Annotated in this window: 20 protein-coding genes; 9 read left to right on the forward strand and 11 right to left on the reverse strand. The window is 69.9% G+C overall.

Annotated features, from left to right (window positions below; translation table 11 throughout):
• Both AB0F44_RS24040 and AB0F44_RS24045 read left to right on the forward strand, forming a co-directional pair.
• On the forward strand, nucleotides 1–1,481 hold a 1,481-nt coding region (locus AB0F44_RS24040), incomplete at its 5' end, for a HAMP domain-containing sensor histidine kinase (protein WP_357359184.1).
• Nucleotides 1,466–2,131, forward strand: a complete 666-nt coding sequence (locus tag AB0F44_RS24045; RefSeq protein WP_357359185.1) for a response regulator transcription factor — start codon at nucleotides 1,466–1,468, stop codon at nucleotides 2,129–2,131. The genes AB0F44_RS24040 and AB0F44_RS24045, both read left to right, overlap by 16 nt.
• Nucleotides 2,132–2,201: 70 nt before the next feature.
• Here the strand turns inward: AB0F44_RS24045 and AB0F44_RS24050 are convergent, their stop codons facing one another.
• Nucleotides 2,202–3,074 (reverse strand): serine/threonine-protein kinase, encoded by an 873-nt coding sequence (locus tag AB0F44_RS24050; protein WP_357359186.1) that lies wholly within the window; start codon nucleotides 3,072–3,074, stop codon nucleotides 2,202–2,204.
• 7 nt (nucleotides 3,075–3,081) lie between these two features.
• Nucleotides 3,082–3,438, reverse strand: a complete 357-nt coding sequence (locus tag AB0F44_RS24055; protein ID WP_357359187.1) for a hypothetical protein — start codon at nucleotides 3,436–3,438, stop codon at nucleotides 3,082–3,084.
• Nucleotides 3,439–3,589: 151 nt separating this feature from the next.
• On the opposite strand from AB0F44_RS24055, the gene AB0F44_RS24060 reads away from it, so the two are divergent.
• Nucleotides 3,590–4,024, forward strand: a complete 435-nt coding sequence (locus AB0F44_RS24060) for a hypothetical protein (RefSeq protein WP_357359188.1) — start codon at nucleotides 3,590–3,592, stop codon at nucleotides 4,022–4,024.
• 57 nt (nucleotides 4,025–4,081) lie between these two features.
• Nucleotides 4,082–5,164 (forward strand): Vms1/Ankzf1 family peptidyl-tRNA hydrolase, encoded by a 1,083-nt coding sequence (locus AB0F44_RS24065; RefSeq protein ID WP_357359189.1) that lies wholly within the window; start codon nucleotides 4,082–4,084, stop codon nucleotides 5,162–5,164.
• Nucleotides 5,165–5,184: 20 nt separating this feature from the next.
• Here the strand turns inward: AB0F44_RS24065 and AB0F44_RS24070 are convergent, their stop codons facing one another.
• The 4 genes from AB0F44_RS24070 to AB0F44_RS24085 form a co-directional block, all read right to left on the reverse strand.
• Complete coding sequence (locus AB0F44_RS24070) at nucleotides 5,185–6,117, reverse strand: lysophospholipid acyltransferase family protein (RefSeq protein WP_357359190.1); 933 nt, start codon at nucleotides 6,115–6,117, stop codon at nucleotides 5,185–5,187.
• A 148-nt stretch (nucleotides 6,118–6,265) separates the two neighbouring features.
• Nucleotides 6,266–7,846, reverse strand: coding sequence for a lactate racemase domain-containing protein (locus AB0F44_RS24075; protein WP_357359191.1), 1,581 nt, complete (start codon nucleotides 7,844–7,846; stop codon nucleotides 6,266–6,268).
• Nucleotides 7,847–7,877: 31 nt separating this feature from the next.
• Nucleotides 7,878–9,068, reverse strand: a complete 1,191-nt coding sequence (locus AB0F44_RS24080) for a zinc-binding dehydrogenase (RefSeq protein ID WP_357359192.1) — start codon at nucleotides 9,066–9,068, stop codon at nucleotides 7,878–7,880.
• A gap of 11 nt (nucleotides 9,069–9,079) precedes the next feature.
• Nucleotides 9,080–11,323, reverse strand: coding sequence for an HAD-IB family hydrolase (locus AB0F44_RS24085; RefSeq protein ID WP_357359193.1), 2,244 nt, complete (start codon nucleotides 11,321–11,323; stop codon nucleotides 9,080–9,082).
• 119 nt (nucleotides 11,324–11,442) lie between these two features.
• Here AB0F44_RS24085 and AB0F44_RS24090 point away from each other — a divergent pair, with 119 nt between their 5' ends.
• The 5 genes from AB0F44_RS24090 (at nucleotide 11,443) to AB0F44_RS24110 (ending at nucleotide 15,885) form a co-directional block, all read left to right on the forward strand.
• Complete coding sequence (locus AB0F44_RS24090) at nucleotides 11,443–12,714, forward strand: hypothetical protein (protein ID WP_357359194.1); 1,272 nt, start codon at nucleotides 11,443–11,445, stop codon at nucleotides 12,712–12,714.
• Nucleotides 12,701–13,213, forward strand: coding sequence for a SigE family RNA polymerase sigma factor (locus AB0F44_RS24095; RefSeq protein WP_357359195.1), 513 nt, complete (start codon nucleotides 12,701–12,703; stop codon nucleotides 13,211–13,213). The genes AB0F44_RS24090 and AB0F44_RS24095 overlap by 14 nt, the downstream gene beginning before the upstream one ends.
• 42 nt (nucleotides 13,214–13,255) lie before the next feature.
• The gene (locus AB0F44_RS24100) at nucleotides 13,256–13,750 is read left to right on the forward strand and encodes a hypothetical protein (RefSeq protein ID WP_357359196.1); all 495 of its coding nucleotides are present in this window, start codon (nucleotides 13,256–13,258) and stop codon (nucleotides 13,748–13,750) included.
• 314 nt (nucleotides 13,751–14,064) lie between these two features.
• Complete coding sequence (locus AB0F44_RS24105) at nucleotides 14,065–15,417, forward strand: DUF222 domain-containing protein (protein ID WP_357359197.1); 1,353 nt, start codon at nucleotides 14,065–14,067, stop codon at nucleotides 15,415–15,417.
• A gap of 132 nt (nucleotides 15,418–15,549) precedes the next feature.
• On the forward strand, nucleotides 15,550–15,885 hold the full coding sequence (locus AB0F44_RS24110) for a DUF1048 domain-containing protein (protein ID WP_357359198.1): 336 nt from the start codon (nucleotides 15,550–15,552) through the stop codon (nucleotides 15,883–15,885).
• A 1-nt stretch (nucleotide 15,886) separates the two neighbouring features.
• Here the strand turns inward: AB0F44_RS24110 and AB0F44_RS24115 are convergent, their stop codons facing one another.
• The 5 genes from AB0F44_RS24115 to AB0F44_RS24135 all read right to left on the reverse strand — a co-directional run bounded on the left by AB0F44_RS24115 (nucleotide 15,887) and on the right by AB0F44_RS24135 (nucleotide 23,462).
• On the reverse strand, nucleotides 15,887–16,399 hold the full coding sequence (locus AB0F44_RS24115; protein WP_357359199.1) for a GNAT family N-acetyltransferase: 513 nt from the start codon (nucleotides 16,397–16,399) through the stop codon (nucleotides 15,887–15,889).
• Nucleotides 16,390–18,390 carry a penicillin acylase family protein gene (locus tag AB0F44_RS24120; protein ID WP_357359200.1) on the reverse strand — a complete coding sequence of 667 codons (2,001 nt, stop codon included), beginning with the start codon at nucleotides 18,388–18,390 and terminating at the stop codon, nucleotides 16,390–16,392. Before AB0F44_RS24120 ends, AB0F44_RS24115 begins: the two co-directional genes overlap by 10 nt.
• Before the next feature lie 79 nt (nucleotides 18,391–18,469).
• Nucleotides 18,470–20,722 (reverse strand): GNAT family N-acetyltransferase, encoded by a 2,253-nt coding sequence (locus AB0F44_RS24125; protein WP_357359201.1) that lies wholly within the window; start codon nucleotides 20,720–20,722, stop codon nucleotides 18,470–18,472.
• Nucleotides 20,719–22,026, reverse strand: coding sequence for a SidA/IucD/PvdA family monooxygenase (locus tag AB0F44_RS24130; protein WP_357359202.1), 1,308 nt, complete (start codon nucleotides 22,024–22,026; stop codon nucleotides 20,719–20,721). The genes AB0F44_RS24125 and AB0F44_RS24130 overlap by 4 nt, the downstream gene beginning before the upstream one ends.
• Complete coding sequence (locus AB0F44_RS24135) at nucleotides 22,023–23,462, reverse strand: aspartate aminotransferase family protein (RefSeq protein ID WP_357359203.1); 1,440 nt, start codon at nucleotides 23,460–23,462, stop codon at nucleotides 22,023–22,025. Before AB0F44_RS24135 ends, AB0F44_RS24130 begins: the two co-directional genes overlap by 4 nt.

The raw sequence follows: 23,462 nt of genomic DNA on the forward strand, positions 1-23,462 counted from the left end.
CCGCCATGACGACGACTGACCCTCAGCCTCCCGGGACCACACCGCCCCCGCCGCGCCGGGGGCTGTCCGTGCGCGCCCGGATCACGGCGTCCGTGGCCCTCCTGGTCACCCTCGCCCTGGCCGGGGCCGGCCTGATCGTCTACGCCGTCGAGCTCAGCCGCGTCGATGCCGCGACCACGCGCGAGATGGAACAGGAGCTCGACGAGTTCTCCAGGCTGCGCACCGAGGGCATCGACCCCGAGACCAGGGCGCCGTACGACGTCGAGGGCCTGCTGCGGACGTTCCTGAGCCGCAACGTGCCCGACGACGACGAGCTCCTCGTCGCCTGGGTCGACGGCCGGCCGCGCGCGCACTTCCCCGAGGACCCGCTGGTCACCTCGCCACGGTTCCACAGCGCCGTACGCGACGTGGTCCGCAACGGCGGTACGACCTATCTCGACACCGCGGACGGCGAGGTACGCATCACCAGCCAGCCGGTGCGGCAGGACAACGCCCAGGGCACCACCGAGGGCGCCCTTCTGGTCGTCTCCTACCTCGATGAGGACCGTGCCGAGCTGCGCAGCACGATGCGCACCTACACGATCGTGGCCGCCCTCCTCGCCCTGCTCGTCACCCTGGTCGCGGCCTGGCAGTCCGGACGGCTGCTGGCCCCGCTGACCAGGCTCCGGCAGGCGACCGGAGCGGTCAACGCCAGCGACCTCTCCGCCCGGCTGCCCGAGTCGGGCAACGACGACATCTCGGCCCTGACCAGGAACTTCAACGACATGCTGGCCCGCCTGGAGCAGGCGTTCACCGACCAACGTCAGTTCCTCGACGACGCCGGCCACGAGCTGCGTACGCCGCTGACGATCATCGGCGGCCACCTCGAGCTCCTCGACGAGTCCGACCCGGCCGAGGTCGAGCAGACCCGGCGGCTGGCGCTCGACGAGATCGACCGGATGAGTCGCTTGGTCGGCGACCTGATCCTGCTGGCCAAGCACGACCGGCCCGACTTCCTCACCCTGGAGGAGGTCGACGTCGACACCCTCACCGAGGACATCCTGGCCAAGGCCAGCGCGCTGGCCGAGCGCGACTGGCACCTCGACGAAGCCACGCCCGGCACCTGGCGCCTGGACCCGCAGCGGGTCACCCAGGCGATGCTGCAGCTGTGCGACAACGCGGCCGGCCACACCGCGCCCGGCGACCGGATCGCTGTCGGCTCGGCGACCGTTGACGGCACCCTGCGGCTGTGGGTACGCGACACCGGACCCGGCGTGCCCGCCGAGGACCGGGAGCGGATCTTCGAGCGGTTCGCGCGCAGCGCGGAGACCGGCTCGGGCGACCGGCCGGGGCTCGGACTCGGCCTCGCCATCGTCTCCGCGATCGCCACCGCCCACGGTGGCACCGTGGGCGTCGAGGACGCCAGACCGGGCGCCCGCTTCACGATCACCCTGCCCGCACGCCCCTACGGACACGAAGGAGAGGCATGGCCCGCATCCTGATCGTCGAGGACGAGGACCGCATCGCGGCCTTCCTCGCCAAGGGCCTGAGCGCCGACGGCCACCAGGTCAGCACCGTCGCCGACGGGCTGGCGGGACTCGAGGAGGCGCTCAGCGGCGCCTTCGACCTGATGGTGCTCGACATCGGTCTGCCGACCATCGACGGCTTCGAGGTGCTCGACCAGCTGCGCGCCCAGGGCTCCCGGATGCCGGTGGTGGTGCTGACCGCCCGCGACTCGGTGCACGACACCGTCTCCGCGCTCGAGGGCGGCGCCGACGACTACCTGGCCAAGCCGTTCCGCTTCGCCGAGCTGCGGGCCCGGATCAACGTACGCCTGCGGCAGCAGGACAACACCGACGCCGAGGTGGGCGAGCTCCGCTCCGGATCGGTGGGTCTGGACCTGCGTACGCGGCGGCTGAGGGTCGACGGGCGCGAGAGCGACCTCTCGGCGCGTGAGTTCGCGCTCGCGGAGGTGCTGCTGCGGCATCCGGGACAGGTCCTCTCCCGCGCGCAACTGCTCGACCTGGCCTGGGGTATGGACTTCGACCCGGGCTCCAACGTCGTCGACGTCTACGTCGGCTATCTGCGCAAGAAGCTGGGCTCGGCCCGGGTCGAGACCGTCCGCGGCATGGGCTACCGCTTCCAGCCCTGATCTCGGCGCACGGAACGGCTGAGGACCCGGCAAGCGCCGGGCCCTCAGCCGCGGGGGATATCGAGAAGGGTCAGTGGATCCGCAGGCCTCCCAGCGAGGCCCGCGGGAGCCGCTCGAGCGCGGGTGAGACGGTCTCGGCGATCTCCGCCGGGGCCGGCCGGTCACCGGCAGCCGGGGCGAGGCACGCCTCGATGACCTTGACGACCTCGGGCGGCGTACGCCTGGGGAGGTCGCCGGGACGGTAGACGAGCTGCGGGTAGCGCTCGGTGCGGTCCGCGGCCGACGGGTCGCCATGGGGGAACGGCCGCTCGCCGGTGACCGCGTGGAACAGGGTCGCGCCCAGGGCCCACACGTCGCTGGCGGGGCCGACCTCGCCGCGCTCGCCGGGTAGGCACTGCTCGGGCGCCATGTAGGCGTCGGTGCCGATCTCGTGGCGCAGCGCGGCGGCCGCGGCGACAGGTCGGGCGACGGAGAGGTCGATCAGCCGGGCCGGCGAGCCCATGATCAGGTTGCTCGGCTTGATGTCGAGGTGCACCCAGCCGGAGCGGCCCAGGTAGTGCAGCGCCGAGGCGAGGTCGAGCGCGAGCGGCAGGTACTGCTGCTCCGGGAGGCGCCCGTGGCGGCGGACCAGCGTCGAGAGCCGGGGGCCCTCGACGTGCTCCATCACGACGTACGGCCGCTCGCCGTCGAGGTCCTCGCGCAGGGCGCGGACGAGGACGGGATGGCGCAACTGCGTCAGTGCGTCGGTCTCGCGCCGCAGCGCATTGCGGCTGGTCTCGCTGTCGATCAGGTTCGGTCGCAGGACCTTGGCGACGACCGGCCCGTAGGTGATCTCGTCGAAGGCCAGGAAGGCCTCGTACGACGAGCCGCCCCCGAGCAGCCGCATCGCGGTCAGCTCGGGGGTGATCGCGTCACCCTGGACCAGGCCCCAGGTGTCGGTCATCTTCGACTCAGCCCTGGGTCCGGTCGTTGGTGTTGTCGTCGTTGGTGTTGTCGTCCTTGGTGTTGTCGTCCTTGGTCTGGTCGTCGCGGGTGACCTTGTCGCGGGTGTTGTCCCGGGTGTTGTCCTTGGTCGCCCGGGTCACGCCGGTGCCGTTGGTCGCGTCGTCGTTGCCGGCGGCGTCGCGGGTGACGTCGTCGGCGTCGTTGTCATCGTCATCATCGACGGTGGTCACCTGGGTGTTGGACTTCTCCTCACGCTTGGCATAGCTGTCGTCATCGACAGCGGCAGCGCTCTGGTAGCTGAACACGCCGGCCGCGACCACACCGACCAGGCCGGTACCGAGGATCATCGGAAGCTTCTTCATCATTCGTCCCTTTCAGGTTCTGCACCGGGTGTTCCCGGCGCCATGCAAGAACCATCTCGACCCGCGGTGAGGTGATCGTGAGATGACCATGAGAGCTCTCTCATCCGCGAGCCGGTTCGGGTCCTGGGGCCGGTGGTGGTAGGAACGTCCCGTGCAAAGCAGCGAGCGGCGCGAGATCGCGGTCAAGGTCGGTGTGCTTCTGCTGGTCGGAGTGCTGATCTCTGTGGCCGGCTACGGCTACTCGCGCTCACGCTTCCGCGAGCACGCCACCGAGCAGTCCGAGACGGCTGCCAGCCGGTTCGCGCGGACGACGAGCTGGACCACGGTCGAGGCGAAGCCGGAGCTGGTGGCGCAGTGGGCGCGGGCCTGTCCCTCGGTCCAGACCCCGCCGACCGAGAAGACGGCTGACGCGCGCGGCCACCTGGAGAAGGTACGCATCACCTCCACCGACCTCACCAAGACCGGCGCCACGGTGGAGCTGACCCCCGACGGCGGCCAGTCCGTGTTCACCCTCGTCGTCACCCGCTCCGGCGAGGGCAAGGACGAGGAGTGGCAGGTCACCGAGGTCACCTGCAAGGCCGGTTGATCCGGCCCGTCTGCCAGCCCCCGTCTACCAGTCCCGGTCGGTGGGTACCACACCGATATGGACACCGCTGGATTCACCAACCTGTTGACCCGTCCCGGGCCGTACGCCACCGTGCTGGCCGATGTCAGCCAGGACTCGGAGAACGCGGCCCACGCCAAGGAGCTCCGCGTGCGAGCCGCCTGTGAGGAGCTCTCCGCCCAGGGGGCTCCCCCGGGCATCGTCGCGCAGGTCTCCGACCGGCTGGAGGCGAACGTACGCCAGCCTGCCCCGCTCGCGAGGGTCATCGTCGCGACGCCCGAGGGGATCGCCTACGACGAGGTCGCTGTAGCCGAGGTCCCGAACCCGGTCGCGACCTGGGACGCCCTGCCCGACCTCGGCTCCTGGATCGCCGCGCGCGAGGCCTCCCTGCCGTTCGTGCTGGTCCTGGCCGACCACACCGGTGGCGACATCTCGCTGTGGGACTCGGGATTGCCGCAGCCCACGAGCACCACCACCGTGGAGGGCGACGAACTCGAGCACGTCCACAAGATCCAGGACAACGTCGGGTGGGCCGCCTACCGGATGCAGCAGACCACCGACAACGTGTGGCGCAACAGCGCAGACAAGGTCGCCGAGGAGGTGACCAGGCTGGTCCGCGACCACGGCCACGAGCTCGTGCTCGTCGGTGGTGACCCGACCACGGTGGGCAGGCTGCGCGAGGGGCTCGCCGGCCTTCGCGCCGAGGTGGTCGAGCTGTCGAGCGGGCAGCGTGCCGAGGACGGCGGCGACCAGGCTCGCGACGACGCGATCCGCACCGCGCTGCTGGACCAGGTCGTACGCCGCCGCACGGCGCTGGTCCGTCGGCTCGAGGAGGCCTGGGGCAAGGGCGAGCGCGCGGCCACCGGCGTACGCGACGTGGCCGACGCCTTCGTCACCGGCCGCGTCGAGACCCTGCTGATCGACCCCGACGCACTGGCCGAGCACACCCTCGACCCGGCTGACCACCCCGGCCTCACCTTCGGCGAGGCCCCGGTCTCCGGTCCCGTCCCGGCCAGCGAGGCGCTCATCGCCGCCGCAGTCCTCACCGACGCGGAGGTGTGCGTCCTGCCCGCCAGCGTGCTCGGCGACGCACCCGTCGCGGCGCTGCTGCGCTGGGCCTGACCCGGCTCAGCAACACCGGATCAGCGCCGCCAGGCCCTGATCCGGTCCGGCTCGGTGTCGGGTGACTCCGTGGCCGCCCAGACCTTGCGCCACTCGGCGATCTCCTCACCGGCGGGGTCGGGAGTGCGCTCCTCGGCGGCGCGGCGCATCGAGGCGTACCAGTCCGTGGCGTCCTCATCCAGCAGCCTCGCCACCGCCGTCCTGATCCGGGGCGCGAACTCACGGATCGACTCGCCCTCGGCCGGGCGGAGCGGCTCCCCGAAGCGCACGGTCAACTGGCGGCGGCCGCCGGCCTTGTCCTTGCCGGGCCAGTTCACCCCACGCGGCATCGCCGCGTAGGTGCCGCGGTGGGCGATCGGGACCACGGGGACGCCGTACTCGATGGCCAGGTAGGCGGCGCCGGACCGGAACCGGCCCACGGTCCCGTCCTTGGACCGGGTGCCCTCCGGGAAGACGACCAGCGACCAACCGTCGGCAAGCACCTCACCGGGCGCGTTGGCGAGCGCGCCCCCGCGACGGTCGATCGGCAGCGTGTTGAAGACCAGCGAGGAGCCCACCGCCCGCCACCAGGTGTCGAAGAAGTAGTCGGCCGCGGCCGCCACCGCCGTACGCCGCCGCCACTGGTCCGGAAGGCTCAGCAGGATCAGCGGAGTGTCCAGGTGGGAGGCGTGGTTGGACACGAAGATCACCGGCCCGTCGAGCCTCTCGAGCACGTCCAGCCCCTCGACCTGGGTCTTGACCTGCGACCGGAAGACCGCCTCCAGCCCGGCCTGCGCGACCTCCCTGACCGCTCGCGCGGGCGGCTTGCGCGACCACTCGTTGTCGAAGACCGTCGTCGTCGCCGGCGGCACGAACGGCTCCGCCGACCGCGGCACCTGCGCTCGGTGACCCCACCGCCAGCCCCGCTGGAAGAGCCGTACGTCGCGCACCGTCTCTTTCCAGAAGCCACTCATGCGGACCACCCCGCCCCCGCTGGTTGAGCCGCCGGAGCCGCTAGGCGGAGGCGTGTCGAAACCAACACGGTCCCCTCCGCGCTCGAATCGACTGTGTTGGTCTCGACACCGCTCGCTAGCGCTCGCGGGCTCGACCGACGCGCGGCGCTCATCGGACGTCCGCCAGGAGGTGCGGAGGGTTGCGCAGGTAGGTGATCGACGGGGACGGGCCGACGGTCGAGCTCGCCATCTCGAGCGCATCGCGCAACGTGGTCGCCGACCGGAAACCCATCCGCGCCGCGGCCTTGGGGTTGCCGCCGACCCAGATGACGTCGCCGAGGTGGTCGAGGGCGTGCGCGATCCAGTACCACATGTAGAACGGGTGGACGCCGTGGTAGGCGTTCGAGGTGCGGTAGAGGTGGACGTACCAGGGGTCGGTGGCGAACTGCTCCTCGAACTTCGGCCCGATCAGCGCCGGGTCGTTCGTGTCGGCCAGCACCTCCTCGTAGAAGTCGACGTAGGAGGGGTGGGTGAGGGTGTTGAAACCCTCGTCGAGCGGGTGGTAGAGGATCGCGACGCCACCCTCGCGCACGACCGGCTGGCGCAGGTAGGAGTTGAAGTAGTAGCCCAGCCCCATGCAGGCGGCCAGGATCGGGTTCATGGTCGAGTTGACGTTGTAGGGGCCGAGATAGGGCACCCCCATCACCATCACGTCGGACTGCCCCTCGACCTTGACCCGCTGCTGCTGGTGGACGCGCTGCACGGTGAGCTCGTGCACCGGCTCGACCGCGCCGGCGGTGATCCCGGTCAGCCCGTAGTTGGACCGCAGGTCGTGGAACATCTTGTGGCGCATCTTCTGCGGCGCGACCGCCAGCCCGCGGCGCAGGCCGAGCACCGTCGCCTGGTCGCGCAGCGACCACTCCCACTCGCGCTTGAGCAGCGTGTCGTACGGCTTCCCGAACACCTCGTTGTCGAGCGTCGTCTCGATCTGGAAGACCTTGACGTGCTCGCCGATCAGCCTGCCCATCCGCCAGGCCGAGGAGTGCATCTCGGAGTGCTTGTGGTCCATGAACGAGCGCGAGTGCACCATCGTCTTGGCGTTGTGGTGGTGCTTGATCGACTTGTAGGAGGCCAGCCCGATGCCGACCGACTTGTGGCCGCCGTCCATCGCGACGAGGTTGACGTTGACGTAGATCAGCAGGTCGGAGGTGGCCGCCCGCTTGTTGATCTCGACGTCCTCGCCCTTCTCGGTGACTCCCATGTGCTCGAGGTTGGCGCGGTCCTCGGCGTCGTGGTTGTAGAGCAGCCCCTGCGGCGCGAAGCTGCGGAAGACGCGCTCGCCGACGATGTGCTTCATCTCGGCGTCGGTCATCCGGCGGTGCAGGGCCAGCGCGGCGATGATCTCGACGTCGTCGACGCCCTTCTCGGCCGCGATCGTGAGCACCTGCTCGATGATCCGGCCCCGGATGTCGGGCGCCTTCATGGTCGGCAGCGGAAGCGAGAGGTCGTCGAAGGCGATCGTCAGCCGCATCCCCGGGAACATCAGCTCCCGCAGCGGCTCGGAGTCGACGGGGTTCTCCAGCGACTCCCGGATCGCGGCTTCCACGTCGGGCACCGTCGGCAGCGACTCGGGCGGGTAGACCACCCGGGTGCCTTGCGGGAACTCCTCCAGCCGGAACCCGAGCCCCTCGTGGACGAGCAGGGGCGGCGTACGGTCGTCGACCTCCAGCACGAAACCTGGGCGTGTCATCGATGACTCTCCTTCTTCAAGACGGCTGTGCTCAGCTGGTCCGGCGGGGGTCGAACGCCACCTTGACGGTGCCGAGCCGACCGGCTGAATGGGCATGGTCGAGGGCCTCGCGCCAGCGGTGGAGCGGGTAGGGCGCGACGGTCTTGGCCAGGCGGCACATGGCGTCGTGGCCGACCAGGTCGAGGGCGGTGGCGAAGTCGCCGGAGCCCCGCGAGGAGGCGTACGTCCCGACCACCTCGAGCTCCCGGAACCAGGCCGCGGACAGATCGGCGGAGGCGGGCATCCCGGAGAGCACCACGCGTCCACCTGCGCGGGTGGCGTGCAGGCAGGTCTGCAGCGACTCCTTCGAGCCGACCGCGTCAACGGTCACGTCCACGCCGCCGAGAAGGTAGGGCGAGGAGAGCATCTCCGGCTCGAGCATGAACGCGCTGGTCGCGCGCCTGATCCGTCGCAGCGTCTCCGACGGCGCGACGACCTCGGTGGCGCCGAACTCCAGCGCCAGCTCTCGCTGGTGAGCGTGTTTGGCGACGACCAGGATCTCGCCGGCGTCGGTGAGCTCGCGCAGAGCCAGCGTGGCCAGCAGCCCGACCGCCCCGGCCCCCGAGACGAGCACCCGGTCACCGGGCTTGACCGCGGCCCTTCGCGCCGTGTGCACCGCACAGGCCACCGGCTCGGCGAGCAGTGCCTGCTCGTCGGAGTAGCCCTCCGGCACCACGTGGAGCTGGGAGCGGTGCACCGAGAGCTGCTGCGACCAGCCGCCGCCGGTGTCGTGGCAGAACCCGGTCTGCAGCCCGGACGAGATGTCGCCGACGGTGATCCGGGAGCAGCGGTTGGTCTCGCCGCGCGCACACGCCTCGCATGCCTCCAGCCCGCGCGCGGCGCAGGTCAGGACCGGATCGACGACCACACGGGTCCCGGCGTCCAAGTCGCCGCAGGGGTCGAGCAGCTCGCCCACGATCTCGTGGCCGGGCACGAACGGCAGGCTGACCAGCGGCTGGAAGTAGAGGCTCGTCTTACCCGACAGCATCCCCAGGTCGGAGCCGCAGATGCCGGAGAGGGAGACCCGCAGCCGCGCCCACCCCTCGTGCTCGACCCTCGGCGGGTCGAGCGTCACCATCCGCAGCGGCGCCGCGGCCCCGGTCAGCAGGAGCGGTAGCCGCCCGCCGGCGACCTTCCCAAGCGCCGTCTTGGCGACGCTGCGGTACATCTCGAGCGCGAGCATTCAGCCCCTCCTCATCGGTGCAGCCCGGCCGGGTCGAGGGTCCGGCTCGCGTGGCCCGGCGACTCCCAGTCGACGATCGTCCAGTGCGACTTCTTGGCGTGCCGGAACAGAGGTACGTCGGGCCGGACCGCCACCGGGTGCCCGACCGCAGCGAGCAGCGGCAGGTCGGAGTGGGAGTCGGCGTAGGCGAAGCAGTCGGCCGGCGAGATGCCCTCGCGGCGCGACCACTCTCGGACGAACGCCCCGCGCGACTCCCCGACCAGCGGCGAGGCGGCCATGTGACCGGTGCAGAACCCACGATCGTCGACGGCCAGGTCGGCCGCCTCGATGTGGTCGAACAGCGGCATCAGCGGCCTGGTCAGCGGCCGGATCGCGCCCGTGACCAGCACCGTCACGTGCCCCGCGGCTCGGTGCTCCCGGATCCGCCGGACCGCGTCCGGGGCCAGCCGCCCGAGGATGTGCGTGGTCAGGTGCTCGTCGACGATCTCGTCCAGCTCGGAGAGCCGGGCACCGGCGTACTCCTTGTAGACCGTACGCAGCAGTGTGCCGCGCTCGGTGCGGTCAGCCCACACGTAGCCGGGCACCTTGCTCGCCATCCGGGCGATCTCGGCCGCCTTCTGGGTGCCGGAGAGCTCACCGAGGCGCAGCCACAGGTAGGTCTCGATCACGTTGGAGGACATCAGGGTGCCGTCGAGGTCGAAGAAGGCCGCGACCCGCCCATCCTTGAGCTGCGGCAGCCGGCCGGAGTCGGGCCTCTTCCGCAGCTTGCGCAGCTCGTCGAGCTCACGGACCGGCTTGGTCACCGACGGCACGTGGATGTCGTAGAGGTATTCGTGCCAGTCGATCACGCCGGTGTCGAAGGCGAAGGTCTCCTGGTCGGCCGGCGACAGCGACCGGTAGAGCGCGAGCGTGTTTTCGTCGACGAAGCGGAGGTCGGCCTGGGCGTACTCCTTGTAGAGGTCCAGGTAGCGGCGCAGGAACTGCAGCCGCCGGCCCTGCCGGTCGAGGTCGCGCGCCCAGCCGCGGGTGCGGTCGCTGCGTGGAGCCAGCCCGAGCAGCCGGTCGGCAACCTTGTGCACCCGTTCCCCGGTCACCATCATCCGCTCGACCGAGGCCCCGCCCGGGAACGTCCACTCCGGCAGCCGGGCCGCACCGCGGTCACCCGCCGCGAACGGCTCCTTCGAGAAGTAGGCCCGCACGGTCTCGTAGAGCATCCCGAAGGTCACCGGATTGCGGTCGCCGGAGGCGAGATGGAAGTAGGCCGGGTTCCCGTGCTCGGGCGGATGCGCCAGGCACGCCACGATCGAGGCGACGACGTGGTCGACAGGCACGATGTCGACAGGGGTGTCCGCGGCCGCCGGGAAGAGCGGCAGCTCGCCGCGGCCGTAGGCGAGGATCAGCGGCTCTGCCATCTTGAAGCCCTCGATCCAGCCCGGATAGGGGCGGGAGACAGCCGACTCGATGATCGCCGGGCGGTAGATCGTGGCGCGATTCCCTGCCGCAGCGTGGGCCTCGACGACCCGCTCCCCCAGCGCCTTGGTGAAGGTGTAGGCGTCGGTCCAGCCCAGCGACCGCGCCCGCTCGGTGCCGAGGCGTACGAGCTCGTCCTTCACCCACTTCTTGCGCGCCTCCTCGGCGGCAGCGGCGGCGGTCATCAGGCCGGCGCGACCGTGCTCGCGCTCGGCCTGCTTGCGCAGCTTGGAGATCACCTCGACGCCGCGCGAGCGCTCCTCGACGGCCGCGCGCTGCGCCAGCCCCCAGGCGAGCTCGGCGTCCACGTCGACGGAGTGGTCGACCGGACCCTCGGGGATGTGCCCGCGGCGCCGCCCGGAGACGTACGCAGTCGAGACGTGCAGGTAGTGGATGTCCCGCCCGGTCTCCTCGACCCGCTTGAGCAGCTCGCGGACGCCGACGACGTTGGTGACGAAGCCCTCGTCGACCGGCGGGTCGAAGGAGACGTCGCCCGCGGAGTGCACCACGGCGTCGAGATCGTCCGGCAGCGCCGGCGGAGCGGAGAGATCGCCCTCGATGACGTTCACCTGCGCATCGGAGACAGCCTCGAAGATCGGCTTGGTCAGCATCTTCGCGATCCGGTCCGCCCCCGACGTCGACCCCTTCGGCCGGACCAGGACGCTGAGACGTACGTCCGGCACCTCGGTCAGCATCAGATGCAGCAGCGCCTCGCCGACAAACCCGGTCACTCCCGTGAGCAGCACATGCTGCCCCGCGAGCCGTTCTCCGATGTCAGAGTTCACGCCTGTGATTCTGCCCAATCCAGCAAAGGTCGCACGGGAATTCTGTTCAAATCAGCACACCCAACCTTCGGCGAGGCTCGATACGTGTCAGTCATCGGACGATCGAACTGGAGACCGATGTGCTGACCAACCTACTCGAAGAACTCGCCCGTGACGCGCCTTCCGGCGGCGATGCCCCCGGACAGCTGTGGCGGCGTGGCCGCCGCATGGCGCGTACGCAGCGCCTCGGAACGATCACCATCGCTGCCATCACCTGCGTGCTGCTGATCGCGCTCGGCACGGCGACCTGGCAGCAACGCACCGGCGTCGAGCCGGCGACGGACACCGGGACCGGCAGCTACCTCCCCAACCGTTTCCACGAACCCAGTCCACATCTCCCCGGCACGGACTCGGTGGGTCCGTCAGGTCCGCTCATCGCGACGTTGGAAGCGCCTCGCAAGGGTTGGCTCGGGACCACCAACGGCCTGGTGGGCGTCTCGGCCGAGACCGGTGCGTACGCCTTCCTCGACCTCCCCCACGCGGCTTCCACCTTCCTCTTCGAGGCCACGCTCTCGCCGGATGGCCGCCATGTGGCCTACTGGACCAAGGGGGAGGTCGCCAACCCGATTCGGGACCGCGAAGGCGACACGATCAATGGCTATGCCGTCTATGACACCGTGACGGGTGAGGTCGTCAGCCAGAAACCCAGCACCAAGCGCGGGATCGGGCACGGAGCCTTCGTCTGGTTCGACGCCACCCACCTCGGCGTCGAATTCGGGCAGATGCAGGACTGCTGCGGCTCAACCAACCATCGGGCCACGGTCTTCAACCTGAGCACTGGCCGGGCCGCCGCCATCCGCGCCAGTCTCGACTCCGCGAGCACAACTGGCGCCGGCTCAGTGATCGATGTGAGCACGGACGCGGTCATCATCGAGGCCGATGGGACACCTACGCCCGCCAAGATCCCCCAAACGGCGGCGAGGGTAGGCGGGTCACAATTCATAGCCATGACCCCGGACTCGAAGCGGGTAGCCGCGATCATCGGAGACAGCTCGCCGGGCCAGATCAGCGTGAAGGGAATCGATGACGACGGCAACGGTGTCCCGATCCCTGGCGCCTTCGCCGGAGTGATCGCCTGGCTGGACAAAACCCACCTAGCAGCCCTCAAGCCCCGGGGTGACGGACCCACCCTCGACCTCGTCTCGGTCGATGTCCGGGACGGCTCCACTGAGGTGCTCAGCAGAAGCCTTGACAACTTCCGAGTCGCAATCAACCTCCTCGGCTCGCCGGTCAGAGACCAGCCGCCCCCGCCGCACCCCCGGTCGCCGTGGTTCCTGCCCATCACGGCCGGCACGACGCTCGTGGTCGCCGCCCTCGCGATCCTCGCCTGGAGGCGCCGTGCCAGAGCCTGACGGTCAGCTATTCGACGAGTTCGTCACCACCCGCCGCCCCGCCCTGCTTCGTACCGCGTACCTCCTCACCGGACACCCCGAGGACGCCGAGGACCTCGTCCAGACCACGCTCATCAAGGTGGTTCCGAAGTGGGGCAAGATCCAGGACAACCCCGAGCCGTACGTCCGCAAGGTGCTCGCCCGGGAAGCCACCACCCGCTGGCGAACCCGTCGCTGGCGGGAGACCTCGGTCGAGCATCTCCCGGAACGAGAGGCAGCGGGGCCGAGTCTGGCCTGGAACATCACCGTCAGGGACGCGCTGCTGCGGCTCCCACCCCGACAGCGCGCCGTCATCGTCCTGCGTTACTACGACGACCTCACCGAGCGCGAGACCGCGGCCACCCTCGGCATCGCGATCGGCACCGTCAAGTCGCAGACCAGCGACGCGCTCGCGCGGCTCCGCACCTTGGTCCCCGACCTCGCCGCCTCCGATGCCTCGGTTGCGGGCTTGCGAGGGTGACCTGCGAAACTGGCGACACTTCCGCAACCCGAGGAGACGTACGTGTCGAGGAAGCTGCTGAGCGTCGCAGCCGTCCTCTCGGCGACCGCTCTCGCCGGGTGTGTTTCCGGGGAGCCCACCAGCAGCAGTCCCGGGCCGAGCCCCTCGACCTCGTCCCCCGTCGAAGCCTCCGGGCCCTGTCTCTTCGAGCCCGGCCAGGTCGCCAGCGCCATCCCTGGCACCTGGTCGCATACCGCCGACGAGGACGTCTGCACCTACACCAGCGACCGGGGCGCGATCTTCGTGACAACCTTGGTCGACACCTCTGTTTCTGCTGGGCTCTCTGCTAGTCGGGACGACTGCATCTCTTCTCCTGCGCCTGTTGAGATCGGATCTCGGGCGTTCGTGTGTATTGAGTCGCACGATGACGGGGATCTTGTGGTGGGGAATGTTGCTGTTGAGAATCGGCTCTGGTCGCTTGTGATCGTTCCTGATCAGGGGGTTCATGACGCTGAGCTCGGGGCGATGGGGCGGCTTGTGGAGATGGTTGCGGACTGATCTCCGCTGGTCGAGCTGGCCTTCCCCGCTGGTCGAGCCGCCGGAGCCTCTAGGCGGAGGCGTGTCGAGACCAACACAGTCGCTTTGGGGAAACCTCGCTTGGCGACTGTTCTTCGTTTCTAGGTTCGCCGCCGACCCGTTCTTTGAGTGTTTCTCGATCGTGCGCCGCGTCAAGGACGCCCTTCGGGCGCCGGCTTCGCCGGCCGCTTCGCGGTCCTTGACTCGGCACCCGATCGAGAAAGATTTCGCCTGTATCGGGGCGGCGGCGAGAAAGTGGCGCGGAGTTCACGTTGCTTGTTCGCTGACTGCGTAACTTGGGCCTGACCTGCTTAAATGGGTCGCTTCATGGTGTTCTGTGGCATATAATAAGGCTTATGTACGAGACCATCGACCACCTCCTCGCAGGGCCGCCTTCGGGTGCGTCCGAGGGTGAGTTGGTCGACTGGATCAGCCGTCTCGAAGAGATCAAGTGCACTGCCGAGGCGGTGCAGGCCGAAGCGGCGGTACGTCTCGACGAAGCCGTTCGCGCGCGCCAGGCCGAGGCTGATGTTCCTGCCCGCAAACTCGGCGAAGGCGTCGCCTCGCAGATCGCGTTGGCGCGGCGGGTCTCGCCCGAGAAGGGCGCCAAACTGCTCGGGCTGGCGAAGATCCTGATCGCGGAGATGCCGCACACCTTCGCGCTGATGAAGGCGGGGCTGTTCTCCCAATGGCAGGCCACCATCCTGGCCCGCGAAACCGCCTGCTTATCGGTGGAGGACCGTCGGGTCATCGACCACGAACTCTGTGCCACTGGGCCGGGTGGTGAGCCAGCGAAGGCGGTGTCGATGGGGCTGCGGCAGCTCGAGAATGCCGCCAAGAAGCTCGCCATCACCCTCGACCAAGAATCCGTCGTCGCCCGGGCCGCCAACGCAGAGAAAGACCGACGCGTCAGCCTCCGCCCAGCACCCGACACGATGACCTGGCTCGGCGCGCTACTGCCAGTCAAGGACGGCGTCGCCGTCTTCGCCGCGCTCGATCAGGCGGCCAAGGCTGCCCGCGCGGCAGGCGATGAACGCACTCGCGGTCAGGTCATGGCCGACACCCTCGTCGACCGAGTCACCGGCCGCGAGGCTGGTGGCAAGCCGCGGATCGAGGTCAAGATCGTGATGACCGCCGACTCGCTCACCAGTGATGCCGATCAGCCGGCCATGGTCGAGGGCTACGGACCCGTCCCCGCGGCCTGGGCCCGTGAAGCACTCGGTGACGCGGAGGTCTTCGTCCGCCGCCTGTTCACCGACCCCGCCGGGCAACTGATCGCGATGGAATCACGCGCCAGGAAGGCACCCGACGGGCTCGCGGAGTTCATCACCACCCGCGACGGAGGGATCTGCCGCACCAACGGCTGCGACGCCCCAATCCGCAACATCGACCACGTCGAGCGCCACGCCGACGGCGGCAAGACCAGAGCCGAGAATCTCCAAGGGCTGTGCGAGCGATGCAACCAGGCCAAGGAGGCTCTCGGCTGGCGGGCCAGACCGGGACCAGACGGCAGCATCATCACCATCACTCCGACGGGCCATAGCTACACGAGCCCGCCACCCGACACCTGGAAACCAGATCCACCAGCCTTGTCCCGGGCTGAGTTCGTGCTGCGCGACGTACTCCTCGACCACCGCGACGCAGCCTGAGATCCAGGGCTCTCGAGAACTTTCTTCGGATCGGTGCTTGACCTTGACGCTACGTCAGGGCTGCACGCTTCTTTCACGGCCCCAAACAAGGAGCCACGGGAACACACCAAACCGATCACAAGGAGCATCACCATGAACAACCTCCTCAGCCGCCTCGTAGGTGACAAGAAGGACTGGAAGCGCATGGAAGCCCGCGCCGCTGAACTGCCCGCGGACTACCGCAAGGTCTATGGAGAGATGAAGAGCTACATGTGGCGCTTCACCGCCGGCGACGGGATGGACATCGTCGAGGTCCTGCGCGAGATCCTCGACCTCTTCGAGACCGAGGCGGCTGCTGGGCGGTCGGTCATCGAGGTCACCGGGACCGACCTGGCGGCCTTCTGCGACGCACGGCTGCCCGAGCAGCACGACGCCTACCGCGCCAAGCTCCGCGCGAACCTCAACGAGGTCGCCTCGAAGCTCGCATGAGTCAGGGCAGGTCTAGGAAGGCGTACTGAGCGACCTTGTGCGGAAGCTGAACGACAGGGCCGCGTTTGAAACCGTAGTCGTCGAGCCTGGCGAGGGAGGCCTCGTTGGTGGCGTCGGGCTCGACGACTACGCGGCGAGCGCCGGCCTTGACGATCACGTTCTCGATGAAGAAGTCGAAGACCGTCTCCGTCCGGCCCTTGCGGGTGGGGGTGTCGGCCAGGAAGAGGTGGGCGCCGATGTCGCCGGGGCGGCGGTCGTAGAAGGTGCCGAGCTCATCGACCTCGGGGTCCCAGGTCTGGAAGAGCGCGACCGGCTCGCCGTCGAGCTCGACGATGTACGCAGCCAGGTGAGGCTGCTCCTGCAGCCAGGTGTAGATCTCCTCGATCTCCTCCCGCGGCTTCTCGACCATGCCCCAGAACTGGGCCCGATCGTCGTGCAGCCAGTCGCACAGCAGGTCGATGTCGGCCGACGGCTTCAGGTCGCGAATGGTCAGGGCCGGGTCTTTCAGGGGCATGTCTTCTCCTCGGTGAGCAGGGACCAGTCGGTGACGACGCGGACCGCGCCTCCCCTGGCCCAGGCGTCGTGCTGGTCGGTGTGGTGGGGGCTGTCAGGGGACCCGCTGACACCGAGAGGTACGACCCAACGGCTGTTGTCGCGGTCGGCCAGATCCCAGGCGTAGCGCGCGACCGAGCCCCGGACGGTCACGATGGTGCCCGGGATCCAGGCGTTGCAGCGGACCGTGTCGGTGTCGCCGGGCAATGGGGTGGCGGGAGCGGTCCGGGTGTGCGGGAGGTCGAACTGCTCCAGCGCGTGCAGCGGCCAGAAGCGGTGTTCCTCCGGCCAGGGCGTCGGCTCGCTGTCGACGTCGCGTACGGCCTTCGCCGCGTCGGCGACGAGCGCTCGCGGGTCCAGACCGAAGGGCTTCTCCGCGGCCAGGATGATGTGCAGCGCGCCGGCCACTCGGGCGGACAGACTGAACCACGGCTCATAGAGAGGCCCGTGCTCCGACGGCTCCCGCAGCGGCGCGAGGACTGGTGCCGCGCAGATCCGGTCGACGACCTCGGCGCGCAGCGCGGCGTACCAGGCCGCGCCCAGCGAGCCGTCCATCGCGCCGTCCCACTCGGCCAATGCCTGCGGCCGCAGCTCGGCCGGGACCAGCGCGAGCAGCGGCACGCCCGCGGTCTGGGTGGTGTCGGCGAGCACCGCCACCGCCTGCTCCGCGTCGAGGGGGCCGGCTTCGTCGAGGAGCTGGCCGATCCGGTGCGCCCGGAACGGCGGCGCGAAACCGGCCGCGAGCACGTCGAACTCCGGCATGCACCGGTCGTTGGCGGTCACGACGGAACCATCCGCCGGGGCCGTACGCCGCGGGAGCGGGTCGACCCAGCCGGTCCACTCCCCCGCCTCGTCGCGCAGCGGCACCCGGCCGCCGACGGTGTGGACGACGTCGCCCGCCACGTCGGCGATCACCCAGTTGTTGACCGGCTCGACCCAGTGCTCCACCGCGGCCTCGACATCGGCGACCGAGCGGGCCCGCAGCAGCGGCAGCAGCGCCCCGAAGCCGAGGTCACCGAGCTCGTGGCCGGGCGTGCGCAGCACCTGTCCCCAGCCCTCGTCAGAACCGCCGAGGACCACCGGTCCACGGTCGGTCTCCAGCACCTCGACCTCGACCGGCTCCTGGTCGCGGACGAGCACCGTCTCCACGCTCCGCCGCACCACATCGCTGCCCGAACGCAGATCGACGCGGTAGAGATCCTGGTAGTCGGCCATCGCGTTGGTGATCCCCCACGCGACCTGACCGGCGTGCGCGAAGTGCTGCACGCCGGGTACGCCGGGAAAGGTCATCCCGACCACGTCGAAGGCGTCATCGGGATCGGTGCAGGCCAGCCGCACCTGAAGATAGACGTTGGGCGCCTCGAAGACCCGGTGCGGATCACCAGCGACGATCGGCGCGCCGGACCGGGTGCGGCCACCGCCGACGGCGTACGCGTTGGAGCCGCCGGACAGTCCCCCGGTCAACCCTTCGGTACGGAACAGCTCGGCATCGGTCCCGAGCACCCGCGCCGCTCGGGCGCCGAAGAGCTTGGACGGGAACGAACCGAAGAGGATCTGCTGCACCCAAAAGACCGCCAGCGGCGTCCACGGCTGCCACGTCCCCGGCGCGGGCCCGAGCCCGTCGGGCCCGTCGAGCTCCGGCGAGGAGGCCCCCTCCAGACCGGAGCGGACCCCCTCGACGTACGCCGTCAGGAACCCCTGCGTCTCCTCGTCGAGCCGCGCATAGGCCGCCTGCGCCACCGCCGCCAGCCGGGCACGGCGGGCGAAGGCATCCCACTCGAGCCCGGCCGGGCCGAGCAGCTCGGCGGTACGGCCCTCGCCGCGCAGCCGCTCGATCTCGAGCTGCCACGCGCGGTCCCGCGCAGTGGCCCAGCCCTGCAGCCGGGCCACCTCGGCGAGCGAGGCACCCCGCACATGCGGGATGCCCCACTCGTCCCGAAGGAGAACGCTCATGCCGCCACATCCGTAGCGCAAGCGCCAGAGTACGGACGCGGCGGCATGTTGACTCCATGACTCGCTCGCTCGCGCTCGCTCATGCGATCGGGTTGGCCAGCGTGCCGGCGAACATGAGCGACTCGGCCTGGTCGGTGATGTCGACCATCTGCAGCGTGTTGCGCAACTGGAGCCGGTTCAGGCACGAGTGACGGAAGCGCGGACGGAGGAAGTCGTAGCGCGCGACCGCATCGGCCAGCTCCGGGTGGTCGGCGGCGTGGTCGACGATGCAGGCTCGCGTCTCGGCCCAGAACTCTGTCTCCGGCAGCACCCCCTCATCATCGAGGATCGCGGCGACGTAGCGCAGCACCCCGTCGAAGATGTCGGTGTGGACGGCCAGCGCCTTGACGTCGTCGGGGAACTGCCCGCGGATCCGGGAGACCTCCTTCGGCAGCGGCAGGTCACCCATCACCGCCACCTCCTCGCCGATGTCCTTCATGAACATCCGCACCGGGACGTGGTCGCGCAGCACCATCACCAGGTTCTCGCCGTGCGGCATGAACGCCAGGTCGTACGCCAGCAGGCAGTGCACCAGCGGCCGCAGGTAGGCGTCGAGGTAGCTGCGCACCCACTCCCGGGCGGGCAGCCCGGAGGCGCGGATCAGCTCGGCAGCGTACGAGGCGCCGGAGGCGTCGCGGTGGAGCAGCGCCGCCATCGTCGCGCACCGCTCCCCCTCGGAGAGGCGCGGCACCGGCGACTCCCGCCACAGCGCGGCGATCATCTTCCGGTAGGGCGACGGGCTCGGCAGGGCGTGGAAGATGTCGCCGGTCCAGCCGATCGAGGCGAGCTCGCGCAGCACGCCGAATCCGCGCTCCTTAAGCTCCGCATCGCCCTCCACCAGGTCGGCGACCCAGTCGTTGATGACCGGGGTCGCCGCCATGTAGGCCGGCGAGAGCCCCCGCATGAAGCCCATGTTCTGGATCGACAGCGCGGTCTTGACGTAGTGCCGCTCGGGACGGCTCGTGTTGAAGTACGTCCGGATCGACTGCTGCGGGCGGTGGGCGTCCTCACCTTCGCCGATCAGCACCAGCCGGCGCGCGGCGACGTCGGCGGCGAAGGTGACCGCCAGCTTGTGGCGCCACTGCCACGGGTGGACGGGCAGGTAGCGGAACCCGTCCGGGTCGAGCCCGAGCCCGCGCAGCTTCGACGCGAACCGGGCCAGCGTCGCCTCGCCGAGCTCGGCCTCGTAGAGAGCCCGCTCGTCCTCGCCGCGGCCCAGGGCCAGGTGGGACTGGTCCCGGGAGACGGCGACCCACAGCAGGCTCAGGTCGTTGCTCGTCTCCGGCGCCCAGCGGGCGTGGTCGTCGATGTCGAAGCCGATCCGGCCGTTGTTGGCGACGAAGGCCGGGTGGCCCTCGCTCATCGCGCCCTCGACGCTCTGGTGGTCGGCGTCGACCAGATCGGCGGCGGTCAGCGTCTGGTGCTCGAGCTTCCAGCAGGCCGAGGCGATCGTGGCCGCCAGCTCCTCCAGGTAGGTCGGCAGCAGCTTCTCCGGAATCCCGAGATCGGGCGCGAACTCGGCGACGAACGCCTGCGCGTCGACCTCGGCCTCCGCACCGTCGGTCCGCCGGACGATCGAGGCCGGGTCGACCACCCAGTGCTCGAGCTGGAAGCGGCGCGCGGCGAAGGTGTAGGTCGAGGACGGCCCCTGCAGCTCCCAGCCCGTGTCGGTGGCCACGGGCGCGATCATCCGCTCGTGGCTGAACTCCGCGATCGCCTTGGCGACCAGGTGGCGGTGCGCGACGCCCAGGTTCTCCGGGCGCAGGTGGGCGGCTGCGTACATCTCCCGGGTGCAGACCGAGAGCATCGCGGTCTTCTCACCGATGCTGATCTCGCGCAGCTCGACGAAGCCCGCCTCGGTGTTCTTCCGGCGGATCGCCTCGTTGCGTACGTCCGGCTCGACCACCACACGACGCACGCCGGGGTCCGCGAAGCAGTGCCGCATGACCGCCCGGAAGACCTGGGTCGTGAAGCCGGAGACGGGCTCGCCCGACGTCGGTGCGACCAGGACGTGCATGCCCAGGTCACCGGGAGCCAGGTCGGGCACGTGGGTGATCCCAGCGAGCTCGCTGTGGGCGGGGTCGTAGGTCTCGACCAAGAACACCGGCACGCCGTCGACCCGGCCCAGCCAGGCGTCGTGGTGCGGGTGGCCGGCGATGCGCGCGTACTCCGCGGCGACGTCCTCCAAGGTGGCGTCCAGCATCATCCAGTACGCCGAGCGCGGGTGGGTCACCCAGGAGTGGACGGTGGCGAGGTGGGCCTCGATCTCGAGCGGCTCGATCGTGATCCTCATCGGTTCTCCTCCGTAGGCTGAATCTTGAAGCGGTCCGGCACGCCGAACTCCTGGAAGGCGACCCGCTTCTCGACCGGGTACGGCTCCCGGCCGAGGATGGCGGCGAGGATCACCGAGCTGCGGTAGGCGCCCATGCCGAGGTCGGGGGCGACGAAGCCGTGGGTGTGCTCCTCGCCGTTCTGCACCCAGATCTCCCGGTCGGCGGTGTCGACCGAGAAGGTCGAGCTGGCGGCGTAGCGCCCCTGTTCGTCCAGGCGGAGCCGGTCGCGGACGGGCTCGAGGAAGGCCGGGATGCCGGCGCGGTAGCCGGTGGCGAGGACGAGCGCCTCGGTCGCCATCTCGTAGTCCTCCTCCTGCTCCACGTGGTGTAGCGCGAGGTGGTAGCCGTCCTCGGTGCGGGTCACGCCGCGTACCTCGGTGTTGGTCAGCAGCGTGGTCTCGGCCGCCTCGGTGACGGACCGGGTGTAGAGCGCCTCGTGGATCGCGTCGATCGTGTCGCCCGAGATGCCCTTGTAGAGGCTCTGCTGAGCCTTCAGCAGCCGCTCGCGCTTCTCGCTGGGCAGCGCCTGGAAGTAGGCGGAGTACTCCGGGGAGGTCAGCTCGAGGGTGAGCTTGGTGTACTCCATCGAGAAGAACCGCGGGCTGCGGGTCAGCCAGGCCAGCTGGTAGTCGTGGTCGGGCTGGGCGGTCAGCAGGTCGAGGTAGACCTCGGCGGCCGACTGGCCGCTGCCGACGACGGTGATGCTGCGCCGGCTGACGAGCTCGTTCTTGCGGGCCAGGTACTCGGCGCTGTGCAGCGCCGGCCCCTCCGCGGCCACGGCCTCGGCCGCACACTCCGGGACGCGTGGGGTCGTCCCGGTTCCGAGCACCAGCCGCCTGGTCCGGTGGGTCTCGCCGGAGGCGGTGGTGACGACGTACGTCTCGCCGTCGTGCTCCACGGAGGTCACCTGCTGCCCGAAGCGCACCGAGTCGAGCCGCTCGGCGACCCACTGGCAGTACTGGTTGTACTCACGCCGGTGGGGCAGGAAGTTCTCGCGGATGTAGAACGGGTAGATCCGGCCGGTCTGCTTGAGGAAGTTGAGGAAGCTGAACCGCGAGGTCGGGTCGGCCATCGTCACCAGGTCGGCGAGGAACGGCACCTGCAGGGTGGCCTCGTCGAGCATCATCCCGGGGTGCCAGTCGAACCGGTCGCGGCCCTCGAGGAAGAGGCAGTCGAGCTCGTCGATCGGGTCGGCGAGGGCGGCCAGGCCGAGGTTGAACGGGCCGAGCCCGATGCCGATCAGGTCGTGGACAGTCGTGGTCATCGGGCGACCTCCGGAACGGCACGGCCCAGCGTACGAACCTGCTCGATGATGTCGAGTACGTCCTGCACGGAGGCCTTGGGGTTGAGCAGGGTGAGCTTGAGGAACTGGCGGCCGTCGACCTTGGTCGCGGCTACGACGCCGCGGCCGCCGCGCCACATCTCGGCTCGGATGCGGCGGTTGAGGTCGCCCAGAGCGTCCTCGTCCAGGTGCGGGTCGACGTAGCGGAAGACGACCGTGGAGAGCTGGGAGGGCGTGATGACCTCGATGTCGGGCTGCACGCTGAGGATGTCGTAGACCTCGCGCGCCAGGTCGATGACGGTCTCCAGGTAGGCGCCGATCTGGTCGGGGCCCATCGTGCGCAGCGTCAGCCACAGCTTGAGCGCGTCGAAGCGGCGGGTGGTCTGCAGGGACTTGTCGACCTGGTTGGGGTTCTCCGACTCCCGCGGGTTGAGGTAGTCGGCGTACCAGGAGGCGTGCTGCATGGTCGCCAGGTCGCGGACCAGCAGGGCGCTGGAGGAGACCGGCTGAAACCAGGTCTTGTGGTAGTCGATCGTGATCGAGTTCGACCGCTCGATGCCGTCGAGCAGGTGGCGATACTTCGGCGAGGCGAGCAGCCCACCGCCGTACGCCGCGTCGACGTGGAACCAGACGTTGAAGTCCTGGCAGGCGTCGGCGATGGCGTGGAGCGGGTCGATGACGCCGAAGTCGGTGGTGCCGGCGGTGGCCACGACCGCGGCCGGGACGAGGCCGTCGACGACGCACTCGTCGAGCGCCTCGCGCAGCGCGACGACGTCCATCCGGTGCTCGGCGTCGGTCGGGATCGCGATCGCGGCCGCGTCGCCCATACCGAGGAGGCGGGCCGACTTGGCGATGGAGAAGTGGCTGTCCGCGGAGGTCAGGAAGCGCAGCCGGTCCAGAGGTACGCCGCGGCGCTCCGCCTCACCACGGGCCAGGAGCAGCGCCTGCAGGTTGGACTGGCTGCCGCCGCTGGTGAAGATGCCGTCGCGGGTCGCCTCCGGGTAACCGGCGCGCGCCGCGGTCCAGTCGATGAGACGACGTTCCATGAACGTACCGCCCACGGACTGGTCGAAGGTGTCCATCGAGGTGTTGACGGCCGCGATCAGCAGCTCCCCGACGAGGGAGGGGATCACGACCGGGCAGTTGAGGTGCGCGGCGTAGGAAGGGTCGTGGAACCAGACCGCGTCCTGGAGCCACAGCTTGCTGACCTCGGCCAGCGCCGCGGCGCCGTCTACGAGGGGGTTGTCCAGGTCGACCTCGGCGACCGGTCCTGCGGCCGCCTCGGGCGAGATCCCGGTGGTGGGACCCTCCAGAGTGGCGAGCTGGTCGACGAGCAGCCGGATTGCTTCGGTGATGCCGCTGGTGTACTCACGAGCATTGTCGGGGTGGAACAGATGCTCCAAGTGCGGTGCGCTCAC

This window comes from Nocardioides sp. NPDC023903 (assembly GCF_040639295.1).
Classification (GTDB): Bacteria; Actinomycetota; Actinomycetes; order Propionibacteriales; family Nocardioidaceae; genus Nocardioides.